15 protein-coding genes are annotated in these 16,275 nt (G+C 55.5%); 8 read left to right on the forward strand and 7 right to left on the reverse strand.

Annotation, left to right across the window (positions count from 1 at the left end; genetic code table 11):
- Positions 1-4 precede the first annotated feature (4 nt).
- Positions 5-208, reverse strand: coding sequence for an MbtH family protein (locus L2097_RS12505; RefSeq protein ID WP_047371340.1), 204 nt, complete (start codon positions 206-208; stop codon positions 5-7).
- Positions 209-233: 25 nt separating this feature from the next.
- Entirely contained in the window at positions 234-1,454 is a 1,221-nt protein-coding gene (gene fes, locus L2097_RS12510; RefSeq protein ID WP_250352916.1) for an enterochelin esterase, read from the reverse strand.
- A gap of 249 nt (positions 1,455-1,703) precedes the next feature.
- Between fes and L2097_RS12515 the strand changes: the two genes are divergently transcribed.
- The 6 genes from L2097_RS12515 to L2097_RS12540 all read left to right on the forward strand — a co-directional run bounded on the left by L2097_RS12515 (position 1,704) and on the right by L2097_RS12540 (position 8,969).
- Positions 1,704-3,959: a TonB-dependent siderophore receptor gene (locus L2097_RS12515; protein ID WP_250352917.1), complete on the forward strand. Its 2,256-nt coding sequence runs from the start codon at positions 1,704-1,706 to the stop codon at positions 3,957-3,959.
- Positions 3,960-4,009: 50 nt separating this feature from the next.
- Positions 4,010-4,672 (forward strand): enterobactin synthase subunit EntD, encoded by a 663-nt coding sequence (gene entD / locus L2097_RS12520; protein ID WP_250352918.1) that lies wholly within the window; start codon positions 4,010-4,012, stop codon positions 4,670-4,672.
- 117 nt (positions 4,673-4,789) lie between these two features.
- A complete protein-coding gene (locus L2097_RS12525) occupies positions 4,790-5,731 on the forward strand; it encodes a D-ribose ABC transporter substrate-binding protein (protein WP_047371344.1) in 942 nt (313 codons plus the stop codon).
- Positions 5,732-5,744: 13 nt separating this feature from the next.
- On the forward strand, positions 5,745-6,353 hold the full coding sequence (locus tag L2097_RS12530; RefSeq protein WP_250352919.1) for a DUF2291 family protein: 609 nt from the start codon (positions 5,745-5,747) through the stop codon (positions 6,351-6,353).
- A complete protein-coding gene (locus L2097_RS12535; RefSeq protein ID WP_250352920.1) occupies positions 6,353-7,879 on the forward strand; it encodes a sugar ABC transporter ATP-binding protein in 1,527 nt (508 codons plus the stop codon). Before L2097_RS12530 ends, L2097_RS12535 begins: the two co-directional genes overlap by 1 nt.
- 1 nt (position 7,880) lies before the next feature.
- A complete protein-coding gene (locus L2097_RS12540) occupies positions 7,881-8,969 on the forward strand; it encodes an ABC transporter permease (RefSeq protein WP_250352921.1) in 1,089 nt (362 codons plus the stop codon).
- Between the two features lie 65 nt (positions 8,970-9,034).
- Here L2097_RS12540 and L2097_RS12545 read toward each other — a convergent pair whose 3' ends face one another.
- The 5 genes from L2097_RS12545 to L2097_RS12565 all read right to left on the reverse strand — a co-directional run bounded on the left by L2097_RS12545 (position 9,035) and on the right by L2097_RS12565 (position 14,188).
- Positions 9,035-9,958: a fimbrial protein gene (locus L2097_RS12545; protein ID WP_250352922.1), complete on the reverse strand. Its 924-nt coding sequence runs from the start codon at positions 9,956-9,958 to the stop codon at positions 9,035-9,037.
- Between the two features lie 109 nt (positions 9,959-10,067).
- Positions 10,068-10,775 (reverse strand): fimbrial biogenesis chaperone, encoded by a 708-nt coding sequence (locus tag L2097_RS12550; protein WP_250352923.1) that lies wholly within the window; start codon positions 10,773-10,775, stop codon positions 10,068-10,070.
- Positions 10,776-11,108: 333 nt separating this feature from the next.
- Complete coding sequence (locus L2097_RS12555) at positions 11,109-12,113, reverse strand: fimbrial protein (protein WP_250352924.1); 1,005 nt, start codon at positions 12,111-12,113, stop codon at positions 11,109-11,111.
- Positions 12,114-12,148: 35 nt separating this feature from the next.
- On the reverse strand, positions 12,149-12,850 hold the full coding sequence (locus L2097_RS12560) for a fimbrial biogenesis chaperone (protein ID WP_250352925.1): 702 nt from the start codon (positions 12,848-12,850) through the stop codon (positions 12,149-12,151).
- 384 nt (positions 12,851-13,234) lie between these two features.
- A complete protein-coding gene (locus tag L2097_RS12565) occupies positions 13,235-14,188 on the reverse strand; it encodes a sugar-binding transcriptional regulator (protein ID WP_047371349.1) in 954 nt (317 codons plus the stop codon).
- 316 nt (positions 14,189-14,504) lie between these two features.
- On the opposite strand from L2097_RS12565, the gene L2097_RS12570 reads away from it, so the two are divergent.
- Positions 14,505-15,335, forward strand: coding sequence for a transketolase (locus tag L2097_RS12570; protein WP_047371350.1), 831 nt, complete (start codon positions 14,505-14,507; stop codon positions 15,333-15,335).
- Complete coding sequence (locus L2097_RS12575; protein WP_229221372.1) at positions 15,328-16,272, forward strand: transketolase family protein; 945 nt, start codon at positions 15,328-15,330, stop codon at positions 16,270-16,272. Before L2097_RS12570 ends, L2097_RS12575 begins: the two co-directional genes overlap by 8 nt.
- The last annotated feature ends 3 nt before the right edge of the window (positions 16,273-16,275 follow it).

Raw genomic sequence — 16,275 nt, forward strand, 5'->3', positions numbered from 1 at the left:
CTCCTTAGCTGGCGTGGTGCGCCGGGGTTAACGTCTGCCAGTGGGCTTTAAGCCACTCGTTACATACCTCCTGCGAGGCGGGCTGGCAAACTACGCGCCAGCCTTGCGGTAATGCGCACGGCTGTGGCCACAGGCTGAATTGCTGCTGCGCATTTTGCAGAATATAAAATTGCCCTTGCGGATTATCGAAGGGATTGCTGAATTCCATACCTGGCTCCTGTCGTAAATTGCGCTTATCGCCCGGCGCGAGTCAGCGGTTGCCAGAGGGTCATAAGCCCTTCGGTCAGCCCGCCGCGCCAGCAAAGCGCATCATGTCCGCCGTCAACCTGACGCCAGAAAACCGTCTGCTGTGGATGTTGTAATTGGGCATACAGGGCCTGATTGGCCCGAAAAATGAGCGGCTCGCGCACGCCAGCTTCCAGCACAATGCGCAACCCTTGCGCCGTGAGTTCGCCGCGTTTGAGTTGTTCGATGATCAGACCATCTTGCTGCCCGTCGCGCGTTGGCCACCAGAAGGAGCCCGACTGGCTCAACACGCAGCCAAAACGCTGCGGCCAGTTCAAGGCGGCATACAACGATGACAAACCGCCAAAACTTTGTCCGGCCACCACCGTGCGACCAGCATCATCACTAAAAGGGGTTATTGCACGCACGTGCGGCAATAACTCCTGCTGAACCGCCAGCCAGAAATCAGGATTACAGGGCAGTTCCTGGCTGCGGTGGGCCATATCAATCACATCGATAAGCACATAGACCGCAGGCGGCAACAACCCCTGCGCAGTCAGGGCCGCCAGCGCAGGCCAGACAGGCATGCTTTCAGCCCAGAACTGGCCATCAAGCAGTATCGCCAGCGGACGCTCAGCGCTGTGGTCATCACCGGTGGCATACACCCATACGCGGCGCTGGTTATTCAGGCGATGGCTGTGCCATGTCATCTCTGTCGCCGGAGTGTATGGCGTAGCGGGCAGATCCCAGCCTGGCTGAGGCGGTGCGCCTGGCATCGCCAGCGGCGACACGGGATGGCCTCGCCCGCCACGCCAGCAATGGGAATTAAGCGGATCGGCAATGGCGCGTGGCAGCAGCTTGCGCCAGCCTTCGCGCAGCGCCGCGCGGTCCGGAGGAGTCTGGGTAAGAACCTGCGGTGAGAAGTCGTCAGCATGGTCGGAGGGGATCAGGCAATAGCTTCCGCGCCAGCCTGATTCCAGTCGCGTTTGCCAGTACCAGACATCCGTTCCGGGTATGCGAGCCAGTGATTGCGGCGTCGCCTGTTGATGATGGTCGGTAACACCCGTGATATAAATCCAGACACGTTGGATCCGCGAGGTGGTTTCTGTACCCGCCGGGTCACGCCACCAGAAGGTAACCTCATACTTGCCTTCGCTCTCCAGACGCCACTCTGGTCCCTCTTTTGTTTGCCACCAGGCCTCGCTTCCCGCTATCGACGTCAACGCCATAACCTCATTTTATCTGTGGAAACTTTTGCTTGCAGATTAAGAAATATTGATAATATTATTGATAACTATTTGCATTTGCAATAGCGTATTGTCGCGCTTTGGCGAGCGCGTCTTTCATTATCACAATGCCCTCGTTTGCGGTTTTCTCAGGATGAGCCCCTTTGCAAATGAATGGCAATGGCATGCCGTATTCCTTACCCGCTGGGAAAAGGAACTACCGGGAATGCGGCAAAAAAAGCAGGAAAAACAATGAAAAATAACATTCGTTCCCTGACCTTATTGGTCAATCTGGGGATTTACGGCGCTGCTTTGCCGGCTTTCGCGGCAGAGACGACGACCAGTGACACAGACAGCCATGATGACACCATGGTAGTGACCGCCGCGCAGCAGAATTTGCAGGCGCCGGGGGTGTCTACCATCACCGCTGATGAGATTCGTAAAAACCCACCCGCCCGTGACGTTTCCGAAATTATCCGCACCATGCCCGGCGTTAACCTGACGGGGAACTCCACCAGTGGTCAACGTGGTAACAACCGCCAGATCGATATCCGTGGTATGGGGCCGGAAAATACCCTGATCCTGGTCGACGGAAAACCGGTCACCAGCCGCAACTCCGTGCGTCAGGGCTGGCGCGGCGAGCGCGATACCCGTGGCGATACCAGTTGGGTACCGGCAGAGATGATCGAGCGTATTGAGGTTATTCGTGGCCCGGCCGCCGCGCGTTATGGCAACGGTGCCGCAGGCGGCGTGGTGAATATCATTACCAAAAAACCGACTGACCAGGCCTGGCACGGTTCCTGGAACAGCTATTTCAACGCGCCGGAACACAAAGACGAAGGCGCGACCAAACGTACCGACTTTAGCCTGAACGGCCCGCTGGGCGGCGATTTCAGCTTCCGTCTGTACGGTAACCTGAATAAAACGCAGGCCGATGCCTGGGATATCAACCAGGATCACCAGTCGCAGCGAACCGGTATCTACGCCAACACTATGGCCGCAGGGCGTGAAGGGGTGGAGAACAAAGATATTAACGGCGTGGTGCGTTGGGATTTCGCGCCGCAGCAAGCGCTGGAGTTTCAGGCCGGTTACAGCCGCCAGGGGAACCTGTACGCGGGCGACACCCAGAACACCAACAATGACAGCAGTACCAACAACTATGTGAAGGAAAACTACGGCAAAGAGACCAACCGTCTCTATCGCCAGAACTATTCCATCAACTGGACGGGTGCCTGGGATAACGGCGTCACCACCAATAACTGGGCGCAGTATGAACATACCCGCAACTCGCGCCTTGGCGAAGGGCTGGCCGGCGGGCTGGAAGGTCTGTTCAACAGCGATAAGTTCGCTGATATCGATCTGGCAGACGTGATGCTGCACAGCGAAGCCAGCGTACCGTTTGAGTGGCTTATCAACCAGAACCTGACGGTGGGCACCGAATGGAACCAGCAGCGTATGAAGGACATGGCGTCCAACACCCAGGCGTTGCAAGGTGGCCCAATTGCCGGTTTCGCCAGCACGGGCCGTAGCCCTTACTCCAGCGCGGAAATCTTCTCTGTCTTCGCCGAAGACAATATGGAAGTGACCGACACCACCATGCTGACGCCGGGTCTGCGTTTCGATCACCATACGGTAGTCGGCAATAACTGGAGCCCGTCGCTGAACCTGTCACAAGGCCTGGGCGATGACTTTACCCTGAAAATGGGGATCGCCCGTGCCTATAAAGCACCAAGCCTCTACCAGACGAACCCGAACTACATTCTCTACAGTAAGGGTCAGGGCTGTTACGCCAGTGGGACCGGCGTGGGCTGCTACATGATGGGTAACGACGACCTGAAAGCCGAAACCAGCATCAACAAAGAGATTGGTCTGGAGTTCAAACATGAAGGCTGGCTGGCGGGCGTGACCTGGTTCCGCAACGACTACCGCAACAAGATTGAAGCGGGCTATTCACCGTTAAGCCAGACCAAAGTCGGCAGCACCAAAACCGATATCTATCAGTGGGAAAACGTACCTAAGGCAGTCGTTGAAGGTCTGGAAGGGACGCTGAACATTCCAGTCACCGACGCGTTGACCCTGAGCAACAATGTCACGTACATGCTGCAAAGTAAGAACAAAACCACCGGTGAACGCCTGTCGATCATCCCTGAATATACCCTCAACTCAACGCTGAGCTGGCAGGTTGTGCAGGATGTTTCCGTGCAGTCCACTTTCACCTGGTACGGCAAACAACAGCCGAAGAAATATGACTACCAGGGTAATCCGGTTACCGGTTCTGCGAAGGACGAAGTCAGCCCGTACAGCATCGTTGGCCTGAGCGGCACCTGGGATGTGAACAAGTACGTGAGCCTGACCGCAGGCGTCGACAACGTGTTTGATAAACGTCACTGGCGTATGGGGAATGCCCAGACAACCGGCGGAACGACCGGCTATATGTATGGCGCAGGCGCCAATACGTATAACGAATCGGGCCGTACCTGGTATATGGGTATCAATACCCACTTTTAAGCACCAACCTTCCCTCTCCCTGCGGGGAGAGGGCGGGCGTAAGGCGACATATGCACACCGTTCACTCCACGCTAACCCTCGATTCCCACCCGGTCCATCTCATCACCTTCGACCCCGCCACCTTTGCAGAGCGCGACCTTTTATGGCTGCCCCACTATGCTGAGGTTGCCCACGCCGGACGTAAGCGTAAAAGCGAACATCTGGCTGGGCGAATTGCCGCCGTGCATGCCCTGCGCGAGTATGGTCATCAGGCCGTGCCCGGTATCGCTCCTGGCGGTGAACCGCGCTGGCCCTCCAGGCTTCACGGCAGCATCAGCCATACCGGGCAGACCGCTGTCGCCGTTGTCTCATCTGCTTATGTCGGCGTGGATATTGAGAGCGTATTCTCTTCTCAACTGAGTAAAGAGATCGCCGAAAGCCTCGTCAATGCCGAAGAATACGCATTACTACAGCGTGCCTCGCTTCCTTTTGAACAGGGGTTAACGCTTACCTTTTCAGCAAAAGAGAGTCTTTTCAAAGCGTTTTCCGCCATCGCTCTCCCCTTTCCCGGCTTTCACAGCGCGCAGCTTATCGCACTCAATGACCGCTCACTCACCCTGCGCATAACTGAGCAATTTAACCAACAATATGCAGGCATGTGCGTCGATATCCCATGGATTATGCATGCAAATCAGGTCATCACTCTGGCATCCGGCCTCCCCTCAGGATCGTGATCGTTTTCTCCTTTTAAGAAATTTGCTGCACAAACGATAGACAGTTCGCGATTGCCGTTTTATCGTTAACTTGAATAATAAATCATTATTGAATATATATTCAATGTGGAGAAAAAGATGAAAACGACCCTACTGAAATCTGCTGTACTGGCTTCCCTGATCGCCGCATCCGGCTCGCTGTTTGCCGCCGATAACGGCCTGATCGCCATTATTACCCCCTCACACGACAACCCCTTTTTTAAAGCGGAAGCGGACGGCGCGGCGGCAAAAGCTAAAGAACTTGGCTACACCACCCTCGTGGCTTCCCATGATGATGACGTTAATAAACAGAACCAGTTGATCGAAACGGCCATCGCCCGCAAAGCCAAAGCGATCATCCTGGATAACGCCGGGGCTGACGCTACGGTTGGCCCACTGGAAAAAGCCAAAGCCGCAGGGGTACCGACATTCCTGATTGACAGGGAAATCAACAAAACCGGTATTGCTGTGGCGCAAATCGTCTCTAACAACTACCAGGGCGCACAGCTTGGCGCGCAAAAATTCGCCAAATTGCTGGACGGTAAAGGCAAGTATGTCGAACTGTTAGGTCGTCAGTCTGACACCAACGCCAGCGTCCGCTCGCAGGGCTACCACGATGTGCTGGATGATTTCCCGGATATGAAAATGGTGGCGCAACAGACCGCGAACTGGAGCCAGACCGAAGCCTTCACCCGTATGGAAGCCATTTTGCAAACCAACCCGGACATCGTGGGCGTTATCTCCGGGAATGACACCATGGCGCTGGGCGCTGAAGCCGCGCTGAAAGCCGCCGGAAAAACGAATGTCATTGTGGTGGGCTTTGACGGCAGTGACTACGTGCGTGACTCCATCATTAACAAAGGCAACATCAAAGCCACCGTGTTGCAGCCTGGCTGGCAACAAGCGCAAATGGCGGTCGAACAAGCCGATTACTACCTGAAAAACGGCAAAGCCCAGAAAGAAGAGAAACAGTTGATGGACTGCATGCTGATCGACGAAAGCAACGCCAGCAAACTGAAAATGTTCAACCTGAGCAAGTAACAGCGGAGATGTTATGTCGTTAAAACAATGGGGTGCTGCATTCATAGGGTGCACCACCCTGTTGCTGACGGCCTGCACGGTGGTGGATCTTGATGAAAACGGCAAGCCGATAATGCCTGCCGATCCGAATGCGAAAGCCAGCTTCGACAACATGACCCCACAGCAGATCGCGCAACAAACATGGCAAGAACGCGTCATTGACGCCGCTCACAAGCATGCGTTGGACGCCACCACACTCACCACACAAATGAAGGCATCAAGCAGCCAACCCCAGAGTGTTTTTGTGCAACTGACAAGCCGGGTTGAACGTGTTGATCTCAGCAATGAGCGCGAACAAAAGCTGGTCATAATCTTCAACGGGCAGCCGCTGGAAGTGCAGACGGGGCCGGTTATTCAGGGCAACGCCATTCGCGACGCCACCGGTTTTAAATTTGAAGACTTTACCAACCAGGTTCAGTTTGCGCAGTTATCGCGGGCTTACAACCGTGAAGCGATAAAACACCTACCCAAAATTGATGACAGTTGGGCGGGCAAACAGGCCACCGTACTGATGGCCGTCACATTGACTGGCGGTAAGGCAACCCAGGCCGCAGCACTGGAGTTGAAACAGGAGGCACAGTAATGAGCGATGTACCTGTGGATGACATTATCCTGCGCACGCGTGGGGTGTCGATGCTCTTTCCCGGCACCGTGGCGCTGGACAATGTGGATTACAACGTCTGGCGCGGCAAAGTGAACGTGATCATCGGTGAGAATGGCGCAGGGAAATCCACCCTGATGAAAATTCTTGCCGGTGTGCAGCAACCGAGCCTGGGTGAAATCGAACTGAACGGTAAACCGGTACACATTTCCAGCACCCGCGCCGCTGCCGCCTTAGGTATCGGCATGGTGCACCAGGAGCTGAATCTGTTTGAAAACCTCAATGTGGCCGAGAACATTTTCCTGGGACGCGAGCTACAAAAAGGGATTGCCCCTATCGACGAAGCCGAACAGGAAAAACGAACGGCGGAGCTGTTAAAGCGCCTCGACCAGCCTATTTCTCCCAAAGAACTGGTGGGAAATCTGAAAGTAGGCCAGCAGCAACTGGTGGAGATAGCCAAAGCGCTGGCAGAAGACGCGGACATTTTGATCCTCGACGAACCCACGTCGGCACTGAGTAAAACGGAAGTGGAAATCCTCTTTCGCGTGATCCGTGAACTGACCCGCCAGGGGGTGTCGATTATCTATATTTCGCATCGCCTGGAAGAGTTAATGGCGATTGGTGATGTGATCACCATTTTGCGCGACGGCAAGTTTCAGGCTGAAGCGAAAGTCTGCGACATCGACGTGCCGTGGATCGTCCGCGAAATGCTCGGCAGCGATCCGGTCAGTAATTTTCTGAAACCGGGACGCACCTTTGGCGCACCGGTGCTGGAAGCAGAGCACATCACCTGCGTGAACAGCGCGGGCAATGCGGTGGTGGACGATGTGAGTTTTAAGGTGCACAGCGGCGAAATTGTCGGCATTTACGGTCTGATGGGCGCGGGAAGGACGGAGCTGTTCGAATGCATGCTCGGTACCGAACGCAACTATCTGGGCAAATTATGGCTCGACAGTAAACCCGTGCCACAGCGGCTGGCCACGGCGGATCGCATCCGCATGGGGATGAGCCTGGTACCGGAAGACCGCAAACGTACCGGTATCTTCCCGATATCGTCGGTGGCGACCAATCTGACCATCGCCAGCCTGTGGCGGCGGTTACAGCGTGGGATCACCATTTCGCAAAAAGAGGAGCAGGCGGTGGTAGCCAGCACCATTGGTAACCTGTCGATTAAAGTCTCGACGCCGGACGTTGAAATTCAGGCGCTAAGCGGCGGTAACCAGCAGAAGGTGGTGATTGGCCGCTCGCTGTTGACCAACCCGAAAGTTCTGTTTCTGGATGAACCGACACGCGGCATTGACGTGGGGGCGAAAGCCGACGTCTTCCGCATGATGGTGCAGCTCTCCGAACAGGGGATCGCAGTGGTCTTTTCCACCTCCGATCTGAAAGAAATCATGGCGGTATCTGACCGCATTCTGGTGATGTCCGGCGGCAAACTCACCGCCGATATCGTGCGCGATCGGGCCGAAGAATCGGCGCTGGTAACGGCAAGTGCTCAGGGGTTCTGATATGAAAACAACACAATCTGTGGCAGTGGCCCCGCGCACAAGCGCATCGCTGTCACGCGAAAGCATTCTGCTTCTGCTATTGAAGCTGCGAACTTTTATTGCGCTGTTCCTGATTGTTGGCTTCTTTACCGCCACGGTGCCCGGCTTCCTGTCAACGGGGAGCCTGGTGATCATGATTAAACATATTGCTATCAACGCCTTCCTGGCGCTGGGCATTACGTTTGTCATCATCACTGCCGGGATCGACCTGTCCATCGGCGCAACGCTCGGCCTGTGCGGGATGATCGCCGGCTGGATGATCACCAAAGGCATTGTGCTGCCGATGTTTGGCATCGCCATTTTCCCCAGCGTGTGGGTGATTGTGCCCCTGGTGTTATTGATTGGCGGCTTCATCGGCGCGGTGAATGGCTGGATCATCACCCGCTATAATGTCGCGCCCTTTATCTGCACACTCGGTACCATGTACGTGCTGCGTGGCGCCGCCATGCTCACCTCCGACGGACAGACCTTCCCGGGGCTTTCCGGCAATCCGTTACTGGGTAATACCGGCTTTGATGAGATTGGCGCGGGCACCCTGTTAGGCATTCCTTGGGCTATCTGGCTGATGATTGTGCTGGCGGTGGTGATTGCCTATGTTGCTCGTCGCCTGCCTTTTGGCCGCCACGTTTACGCCATCGGCGATAACGAGCGTGCGGCAGAGCTCTCCGGCGTGAAGGTCAAACAGGTCAAAATCTGGGTCTACACCATCTCCGGGTTCTGTGCCGCACTGGCCGGGATCGTGGTATCCGCGCAGTTGCTGGCAAGCCACCCGGCTAACGGCACCGCCTTTGAAATGAACGCCATCGCCGCCGTGGTGCTTGGCGGCACCTCGCTGGCAGGCGGGCGCGGTACGGTGCTGGGTACCCTGATAGGGGCCTTCGTTATCGGCTTCCTCGCCGACGGTCTGGTGATGATGGGCGTGAGCGAATTCTGGCAGATGGTGATTAAAGGTATCGTGATTATCGTGGCGGTCATCATCGACCAGATGCAAAACCGGATGCAGCAAAAGGCGGCGGTGGTGGCACAAAAGGCAGTGATAGAAAACAAGTAGGTTTACGGCCCCTACCCCTTGCCGGAGTGCCTGTCACTTATCCGGCAAAGGGGTGCAAGCAGGCACTACTGATAGGTCATGGTAAATTCGAGCGCGGAATTTGCTTCACCAGCGCTGATGGCAGACGCGGTCTGGATATAGCGCGCTTTCATCGGAATAGTGTGGCTGCTCGTCATGGTGCTGATGGCGGTATTGAACGGTACCAGGGTGTCGTTGTTATACAGTACCTGAACCCCGATGCCGCTGGCGGTGCCGGGGCCGCTTTTTACGGTCAGGTGCTGGGTGGCAAGCCCGCTGTCTTCAAGGGTAATGCCGGTCGCGGGCTTAAAAGTGTATTTCACCGCATTCAGCCCGGCATCGCAGTTGTTGATGGCAAAGGTAAAGGGGGTCGACGCGCTGGTGGAGCCCACACCGCTGAAACCGGATTTCGCATGTTTGCCCAGCGGTACGGTCAGGCTGGGGGTGACGCAACCGGGGACTTTCACTTCCGGGTTATCGGATATGTTCAGGGTACTGTAGAGCACCGCGTCTGCGGCTGAGGTACTCGTCGGTGAAGTTGATGCCCACATCTCAACAAAATTACGCGGAAATGACAGTTCGCCCGGAGTGATATCTCCCGTCTTGTAAAACAAGATCTTAACGCCCACATTCGTTAAACCAGGCCAGCTAATTGTGCTCAAGGAAGAAGTACGCCAAGTACCCCACACATTCGGCAATGTTGCGTAAGGCAACAAATAGGCAGAGATGACTTTCACTCCTATGCCCGGCACCCCGGTACTGACCACACCCGCCGGAATACCCGGCCCGGTGATGGCCGTGCGCCCTGTATCGTCGCCGTACTGGAATCTGACATAGCCTGCGCTCGTACATTGTATGACGGTGTTTATCCCATGCGCATTGACAGTTTTAAGCAGCGTCCCGACCGTTGCATTAGACGGAACCGAGAGTGTGCCAATGGCAACCTCACTGTTAATAGCAGCAGTTAGCATACTGCACCCCGCCCACCCCTGCCCGCTCAGGGCACATAACCCCACGACTGCCGACACGCTACAAAGAAGTTTTAACGTATTCATTTTCATATTCCCTCATGAAAGCGTTTTAGCGACGCCAGGTCGCCTGATGGTGATGCTGGCCGCCGTAGTCATCGATGGTGGTAAAAAAGAGCCTGCCGCCAGCCAGCTGCGCAGGTGTTGCCTGCACGGCAAAGCGTTGCTGCCCTCTGGCCGGGCACATGCCGCTCTGCCGTTCATCCTCACTTTTCACTGTGTCTGTCAGCCCGACATGATTCAGCGAGACGGTAAAGGCCGACGGATTCTCGCACGCCAGCGCATAATCCTGACCCTCGCGGACCAGGCGCCAGCGCAGTTGCGCCACGGCCGCTTTCGGCGAGCCCGCCAGCCCCGCCGGGCGGTAAAACAGCTTCAGGCGCGAGCGGACGGTGAGCTGGATATGGTCGGCTTTGCCTGATGGCTTCGGCGGGATTTCCAGCACGTTCAGCCAGAACACCGATTCCCGGTCCTGGGGCACGGCGCCGCCGGTGTAAATAATGCGCAGCGTCTGCCCTTTGTCGGGGTTCAGCCGGAAGATGGGGGGCAGAATGATAAACGGCACACTGGCGGAAGGCGCGTCCGCGTCGTCGTTCTCAATCCAGGTCTGGATCAGGCGTGGGGTGGGGTCTTTGCTGGTGACTGCAAGGGTAACTTCGCGCTTCCCGGCCGGGTAAATCACCCGGGTCGCGGCAAGCTGGATACCGGCATGGGCGTAGTTTGCCAGCAACAGAACTAAAAATATCCATGCGCGTTTCATCCCCTCTCCCTGTAGTCTGACGTAGAAATAAGGTCAATCTGACGGGAGAGCGTACAGGCGCGGGTGTCGATGGAATGTAAATTATTAGCCGGGATTTTAGCAAAACCCCGTTGGGCGTTACATGTGGCAGGAATGTTGTGAAATGCGTTTTTGGTATCAGAATGTTTTCCCTGCCCCTGGTAATGGTCAGTGGCGTGTATGACCAGGATGTTGTAGTAAAAGCGGTATTAAGGCAATGGTTCAGAACACGCCCGTTGCCATTAATTACACTTTTTTATTCCGACGACAGGACATATTCATGCCGAATAAGGTTTCACCTATCCGGCATATATCTTACTGATAGGTCATGGTAAATTCGAGCGCGGAATTTGCTTCACCAGCGCTGATGGCAGACGCGGTCTGGATATAGCGCGCTTTCATCGGAATAGTGTGGCTGCTCGTCATGGTGCTGATGGCGGTGTTGAACGGCACCAGTGTGTCGTTGTTATACAGTACCTGAACCCCGATGCCGCTGGCGGTGCCGGCACCGCTTTTTACGGTCAGGTGCTGGGTGGCAAGCCCGCTGTCTTCAAGGGTAATGCCGGTCGCGGGCTTAAAAGTGTATTTCACCGCATTCAGCCCGGCATCGCAGTTATTGATGGCAAAGGTAAAGGGGGTCGACGCACTGGTGGAGCCCACACCGCTGAAACCGGATTTCGAATGTTTACCCAGCGGCACGGTCAGGCTGGGGGTGACGCAACCGGGGACTTTCACTTCCGGGGTACCGGATATGTTCAGGGTACTGTAGAGCACACCGTGTGCAGCGGCAGTGCTCGTTGGAGAGGTTGATGCCCAGGCTTCAACAAAATTCTGCGGGAAAGCCAGCTCACCCGGCATGATGTTTCCTGTTTTGTAAAACTCTATCTTAACCCCCGCCATACCTGGCCAGCTAATTGCGCCCAAATAGGAATTACGATACGTTCCCGCCACATCAGGCAATGTTGCAGACGAATAAAAGAAGGAGGTCACTTTCACTCCTATACCCTCCACCCCGGAACTGACCACACCCGCCGGAATACCCGGCCCGGTTATGGCTGTGCGCCCTGTACCGTAGCCATACTGGAACCTGATATAGCTTGTGCTCGTGCATGTTATCACGCTGTTTCCCACATGTGGCGCATCGACGGTTTTCAGCAGCGTCCCGACTGTGGCGCCCGGAGGAACCGAGATAGTGCCAATATTAACCACACTGGCGGTAGCGGCAGTTTCCCTAAAGCTGCACCCGGCCCACCCCTGCCCGCTCAGGGCACATAACCCCACGACAGCCGACGCGTTGAAAAGAAGTTTTAAGCTGTTCATTTTCCTGTTCCCTCACGAAAAAAGAGCGCGGCGACTCAGCGGTGCCAGGTCGCCTGATGGTGATGCTGGCCGCCGTAGTCATCAATGGTGGTAAAAAAGAGCGTCCCGCCAGCCAGCTGCGCGGGTGTTGCCTGTATGGCAAAGCGTTGATGCCCTCTGGCCGGGCACATCCCGCTCTGCCGTTCATCCTCGCTTTTCACTTTGTCTGTCAGCCCGACATGGTTCAGCGAGACGGTAAAGGCCGACGGATTCTCGCATTCCAGCGCATAACCCTGATTGTTCTGTACCAGGCGCCAGCGCAGTTGCGCCACGGCTGCTTTCGGCGAACCCGCCAGTCCCACCGGGCGATAAAACAGTTTCAGGCGCGAGCGGACGGTGAGCTGGATATGGTCGGCTTTGCCCGCCGGCTTCGGCGGGATTTCCAGCACGTTCAGCCAGAACACCGATTCCCGGTCCTGGGGCACGGCGCCGCCGGTATACACAATGCGCAGCGTCTGCCCTTTGTCGGGGTCAAGCCGGAAGATGGGGGGCAGGATGATAAACGGCACTTTCGCAGTGTCCGCGCTGTCGTTCTCAATCCAGGTCTGGATCAGGCGTGGGGTGGGGTCTTTGCTGGTGACTGCAAGGGTAACTTCGCGCTTCCCGGCCGGGTAAATCACCCGGGTCGCGGCAAGCTGGATACCGGCATGGGCGTAGTTTGCCAGCAACAGAACTAAAAATATCCATGCGCGTTTCATCCCCTCTCCCTGTGGTCTGACGTAGAAATAAGGTCAATCTGACGGGAAAGCGTACAGGCGCAGGTGTCGCCGAAATATAAATTGTATGTCCGGATAGTAACAAAAGCCCGCCGGGGCGCTGAGGCGGCCTGAGCGGTAGCAACAAGGATTTGGTATCGGAATGTTTACGCGACAGACAGAATTTTTAGCAATAAAATCAACGCACAGCAGGCATCAGGCGAAGTGCCATAAATTCCTGTGTCTTTTTTAATTACACTTTATATTTTTCTGCGCTGAAAAACGTTTCTGCGGATACCGTTTCGCATATCCGGCCAGTGAGTGTTATTGCCAGGGTGAGCGCCCGTCATGGTATCACCGCGTTTTAACAGGTTGTCGCACCTGTTTTTATTCGCCTTTCACCAGACTCCGCGCCGTGGCGTAATCCGTGATCAGGACGTCGATGTAATTCCCCTGCAACGCACCGCGAACGGCATTGTGTTTTTCCGGACCGCCCGCCAGCGCGATAACCTGCTTACAGGCGCGGATTTGCTCAAGCTCCATGCCAATCACCGGGTCTTCTTCGTGAGTGAGGACCGGCTTGCCTGCCGCATCATAGTAATGCAGGCAGATATCGCCCACCGCACCACGTTCAGAGAGTAAATGGAGCATATTTTCGTTGTAATAGTTACCGGAGTTTTTCAGTAACTGTGACGGTTCCAGCTCACCAATCCCGACAATCGCCACATCAACCTCGGCAAATTTCGCCACTACCGCCGCCACATCCGGACTATTGACCAGCCGCGCGCGCTCTTCAACGGAGTGCTCAATACTTTGCGAAGGCAGTAACCAGGCCGGGCAGCCTAAATATTCCGCCAGTTGTTGAGTCAGAATGGTCGCCTGCACGTTGCCGTTCGGCCCTACCCCGCCCAGCAGCTGAATAACGCCCTGAGCCCGGATAGTCTGCGGATGCATTTCATCAACCATACAGCGAATGGTGCTACTCCAGGCGGAGATCCCCACCAGGTCTTCCGGGCGGACACGGGTTTCCATATAGTGTGCCGCCGCACTGCCGATAGCATGTTTTATCTGCGCATTGCTGGCGTTTTCCCCCACATCCACCACAATTGCCTGACGGATGCCATACTGCTGCTCGATGGCTTTTTCCAGCGACACAAAAATATTGGTGGGCTGTACGACGGTGATTTTCACCAGCCCTTCTTTTTGACAACGCGTCAGCGCGCGTGAGACAAATGATTGTGATAAGTTCAGCAGCGAGGCAATCTCTGACTGCTTTTTATTCTCGTTGTAGTAAAGCGTGGCGATTTTCACCAGCAAACGCTGCTCATCCTGCTTTGACATTGGTTTCCCCTTAAATCCTCTCCTGTCATTTTTATTCATACCCGAATAGATAACAAGCTGCGCATTGCCGGGCGCGATGATCCAAATGTGATCATATTCTCCTTTCTTCCAAATTTGCCTGCACAAGGCGTAGACAAACCCAGGGACAAGGCATATCTTTACTCATGAATAATAAATCAGTAGTGAATATATATTCAAAGCGTTAACAACCTGACGTTGAACCTTGCCAAAATCACTGCAACATGCTGCTCAGGCGCGCTTTTTCACCCTGATTGAATATTTATTCAATACAGACTATACATTCAAGAGGTGGACTATGAATCCGTTTTCGCTCTCGGTTGAGGAGCTTGAAAAAAAAGCACGCGCTGTACGCCGTCGCATTATCGTGCTGAATGCAGAAAGCCCGGCAGGCGGGCACACGGGGGCTGATTTATCCCAGGTTGAGCTGCTAACTGCGCTCTATTTCCGCATTCTTAACTGTTCGCCAGCACTGAAAGAGAGCGATGAACGCGACATTTACATCCAGTCAAAAGGTCACGCGGTGGGTGGTTATTACTGCATCCTGGCGGAAGCTGGCTTCATTCCTGTTGACTGGCTGGCAACCTACCAACATCCCGATTCCCATCTGCCGGGCCATCCGGTGAAACATAAGACACCGGGTATTGAACTCAATACTGGCGCACTCGGCCATGGTCTGCCGGTAGCCGTCGGCATCGCACTGGCGGCAAAGCGCAGCAACAGCAAACGCCGGGTCTTTGTCGTGACCGGCGACGGTGAACTGGCTGAGGGCAGTAACTGGGAAGCCGCGCTGGTCGCCGCCCATTACCAGCTCGACAACCTGATCATTATTAACGACAAAAACAGCCTGCAACTGGCCGGCCCGACCAAAGAGATCATGAACACCGATCCGCTGGACGAAAAATGGCGCGCCTTCGGCATGCAGGTTACCGAGTGTAACGGTAACAATATGGCCGACGTGGTGGCGACGCTGGAGGGATTGCAGCCTGCCGGGAAACCGCATGTTGTGATTGCTTACACCACCAAAGGCGCTGGCGTCTCCTTTATTCAGGGACGTCCGGAATGGCACCACCGTGTGCCGAAAGGGGAAGAAGTTGAACTGGCGCTGGAGGAACTAAAAGATGAGTAATAGCGAACATCTCGCCACGGTGATGGTGAATGCGTTTATCGACGCCGTTGACCGTGGCGTAGACCTGGTACCGGTGGTGGCAGACTCCACCTCCACAGCCAAGATCTCCCCGTTTATGAAGAAATTCCCGGGTCGCCTGGTGAATGTCGGTATCGCCGAGCAGACACTGGTGGGCGCCGCCGCCGGGCTTGCCATCGGTGGTAAAGTCGCGGTGACCTGTAATGCCGCGCCGTTTTTGATCTCGCGCGCCAACGAACAGATCAAAGTGGACATTTGCTACAACAACACCAACGTGAAGCTGTTTGGCCTGAACGCCGGCGCCAGCTATGGCCCGCTGGCCAGTACGCACCACAGCATCGACGATATTTCCGTGCTCCGTGGTTTTGGCAACATCGAAATTTACGCCCCCTCCTGCCCCGTTGAATGCCGACAGATAATCGACTATGCGCTGGAACACGTCGGCCCGGTCTACATCCGCCTGGACGGTAAAGCGTTACCGGAACTGCACAATGAAGGTTATCAGTTCAAACCGGGTGAAATTGATGTGCTACGTGAAGGCAAAGACATTGCGCTGGTGGCAATGGGATCGACAGTGCATGAAATTGTCGCCGCCGCCACACAACTGGCAGAAGGCGGTATTGAGGCCAGTGTTATCAGTGTACCGTCTATTCGTCCATGCAATACCTCGCAATTACTGGCCGCACTGAAAACCTGTAAAGCTGTCGTCAGCGTTGAAGAGCACAACGTCAATGGCGGCGTGGGCAGTCTGGTCGCCGAAGTGCTGGCAGAAGCCGGATGTGGTATCCCGCTTTGCCGCCTCGGTATCCCTGATGGTCAATATGCTATCGCCGCCGATCGCGCTTCCACCCGCGCCCGTCATGAAATTGACGCCGCTGGCGTGGTGAAAAATGCCCGTGCACTGCTGACACGGCAATAAAAA

Origin of the sequence: Citrobacter sp. MNAZ 1397 (genome assembly GCF_023613995.1) — a bacterium.
Taxonomy (GTDB): Bacteria; Pseudomonadota; Gammaproteobacteria; order Enterobacterales; family Enterobacteriaceae; genus Phytobacter; species Phytobacter ursingii.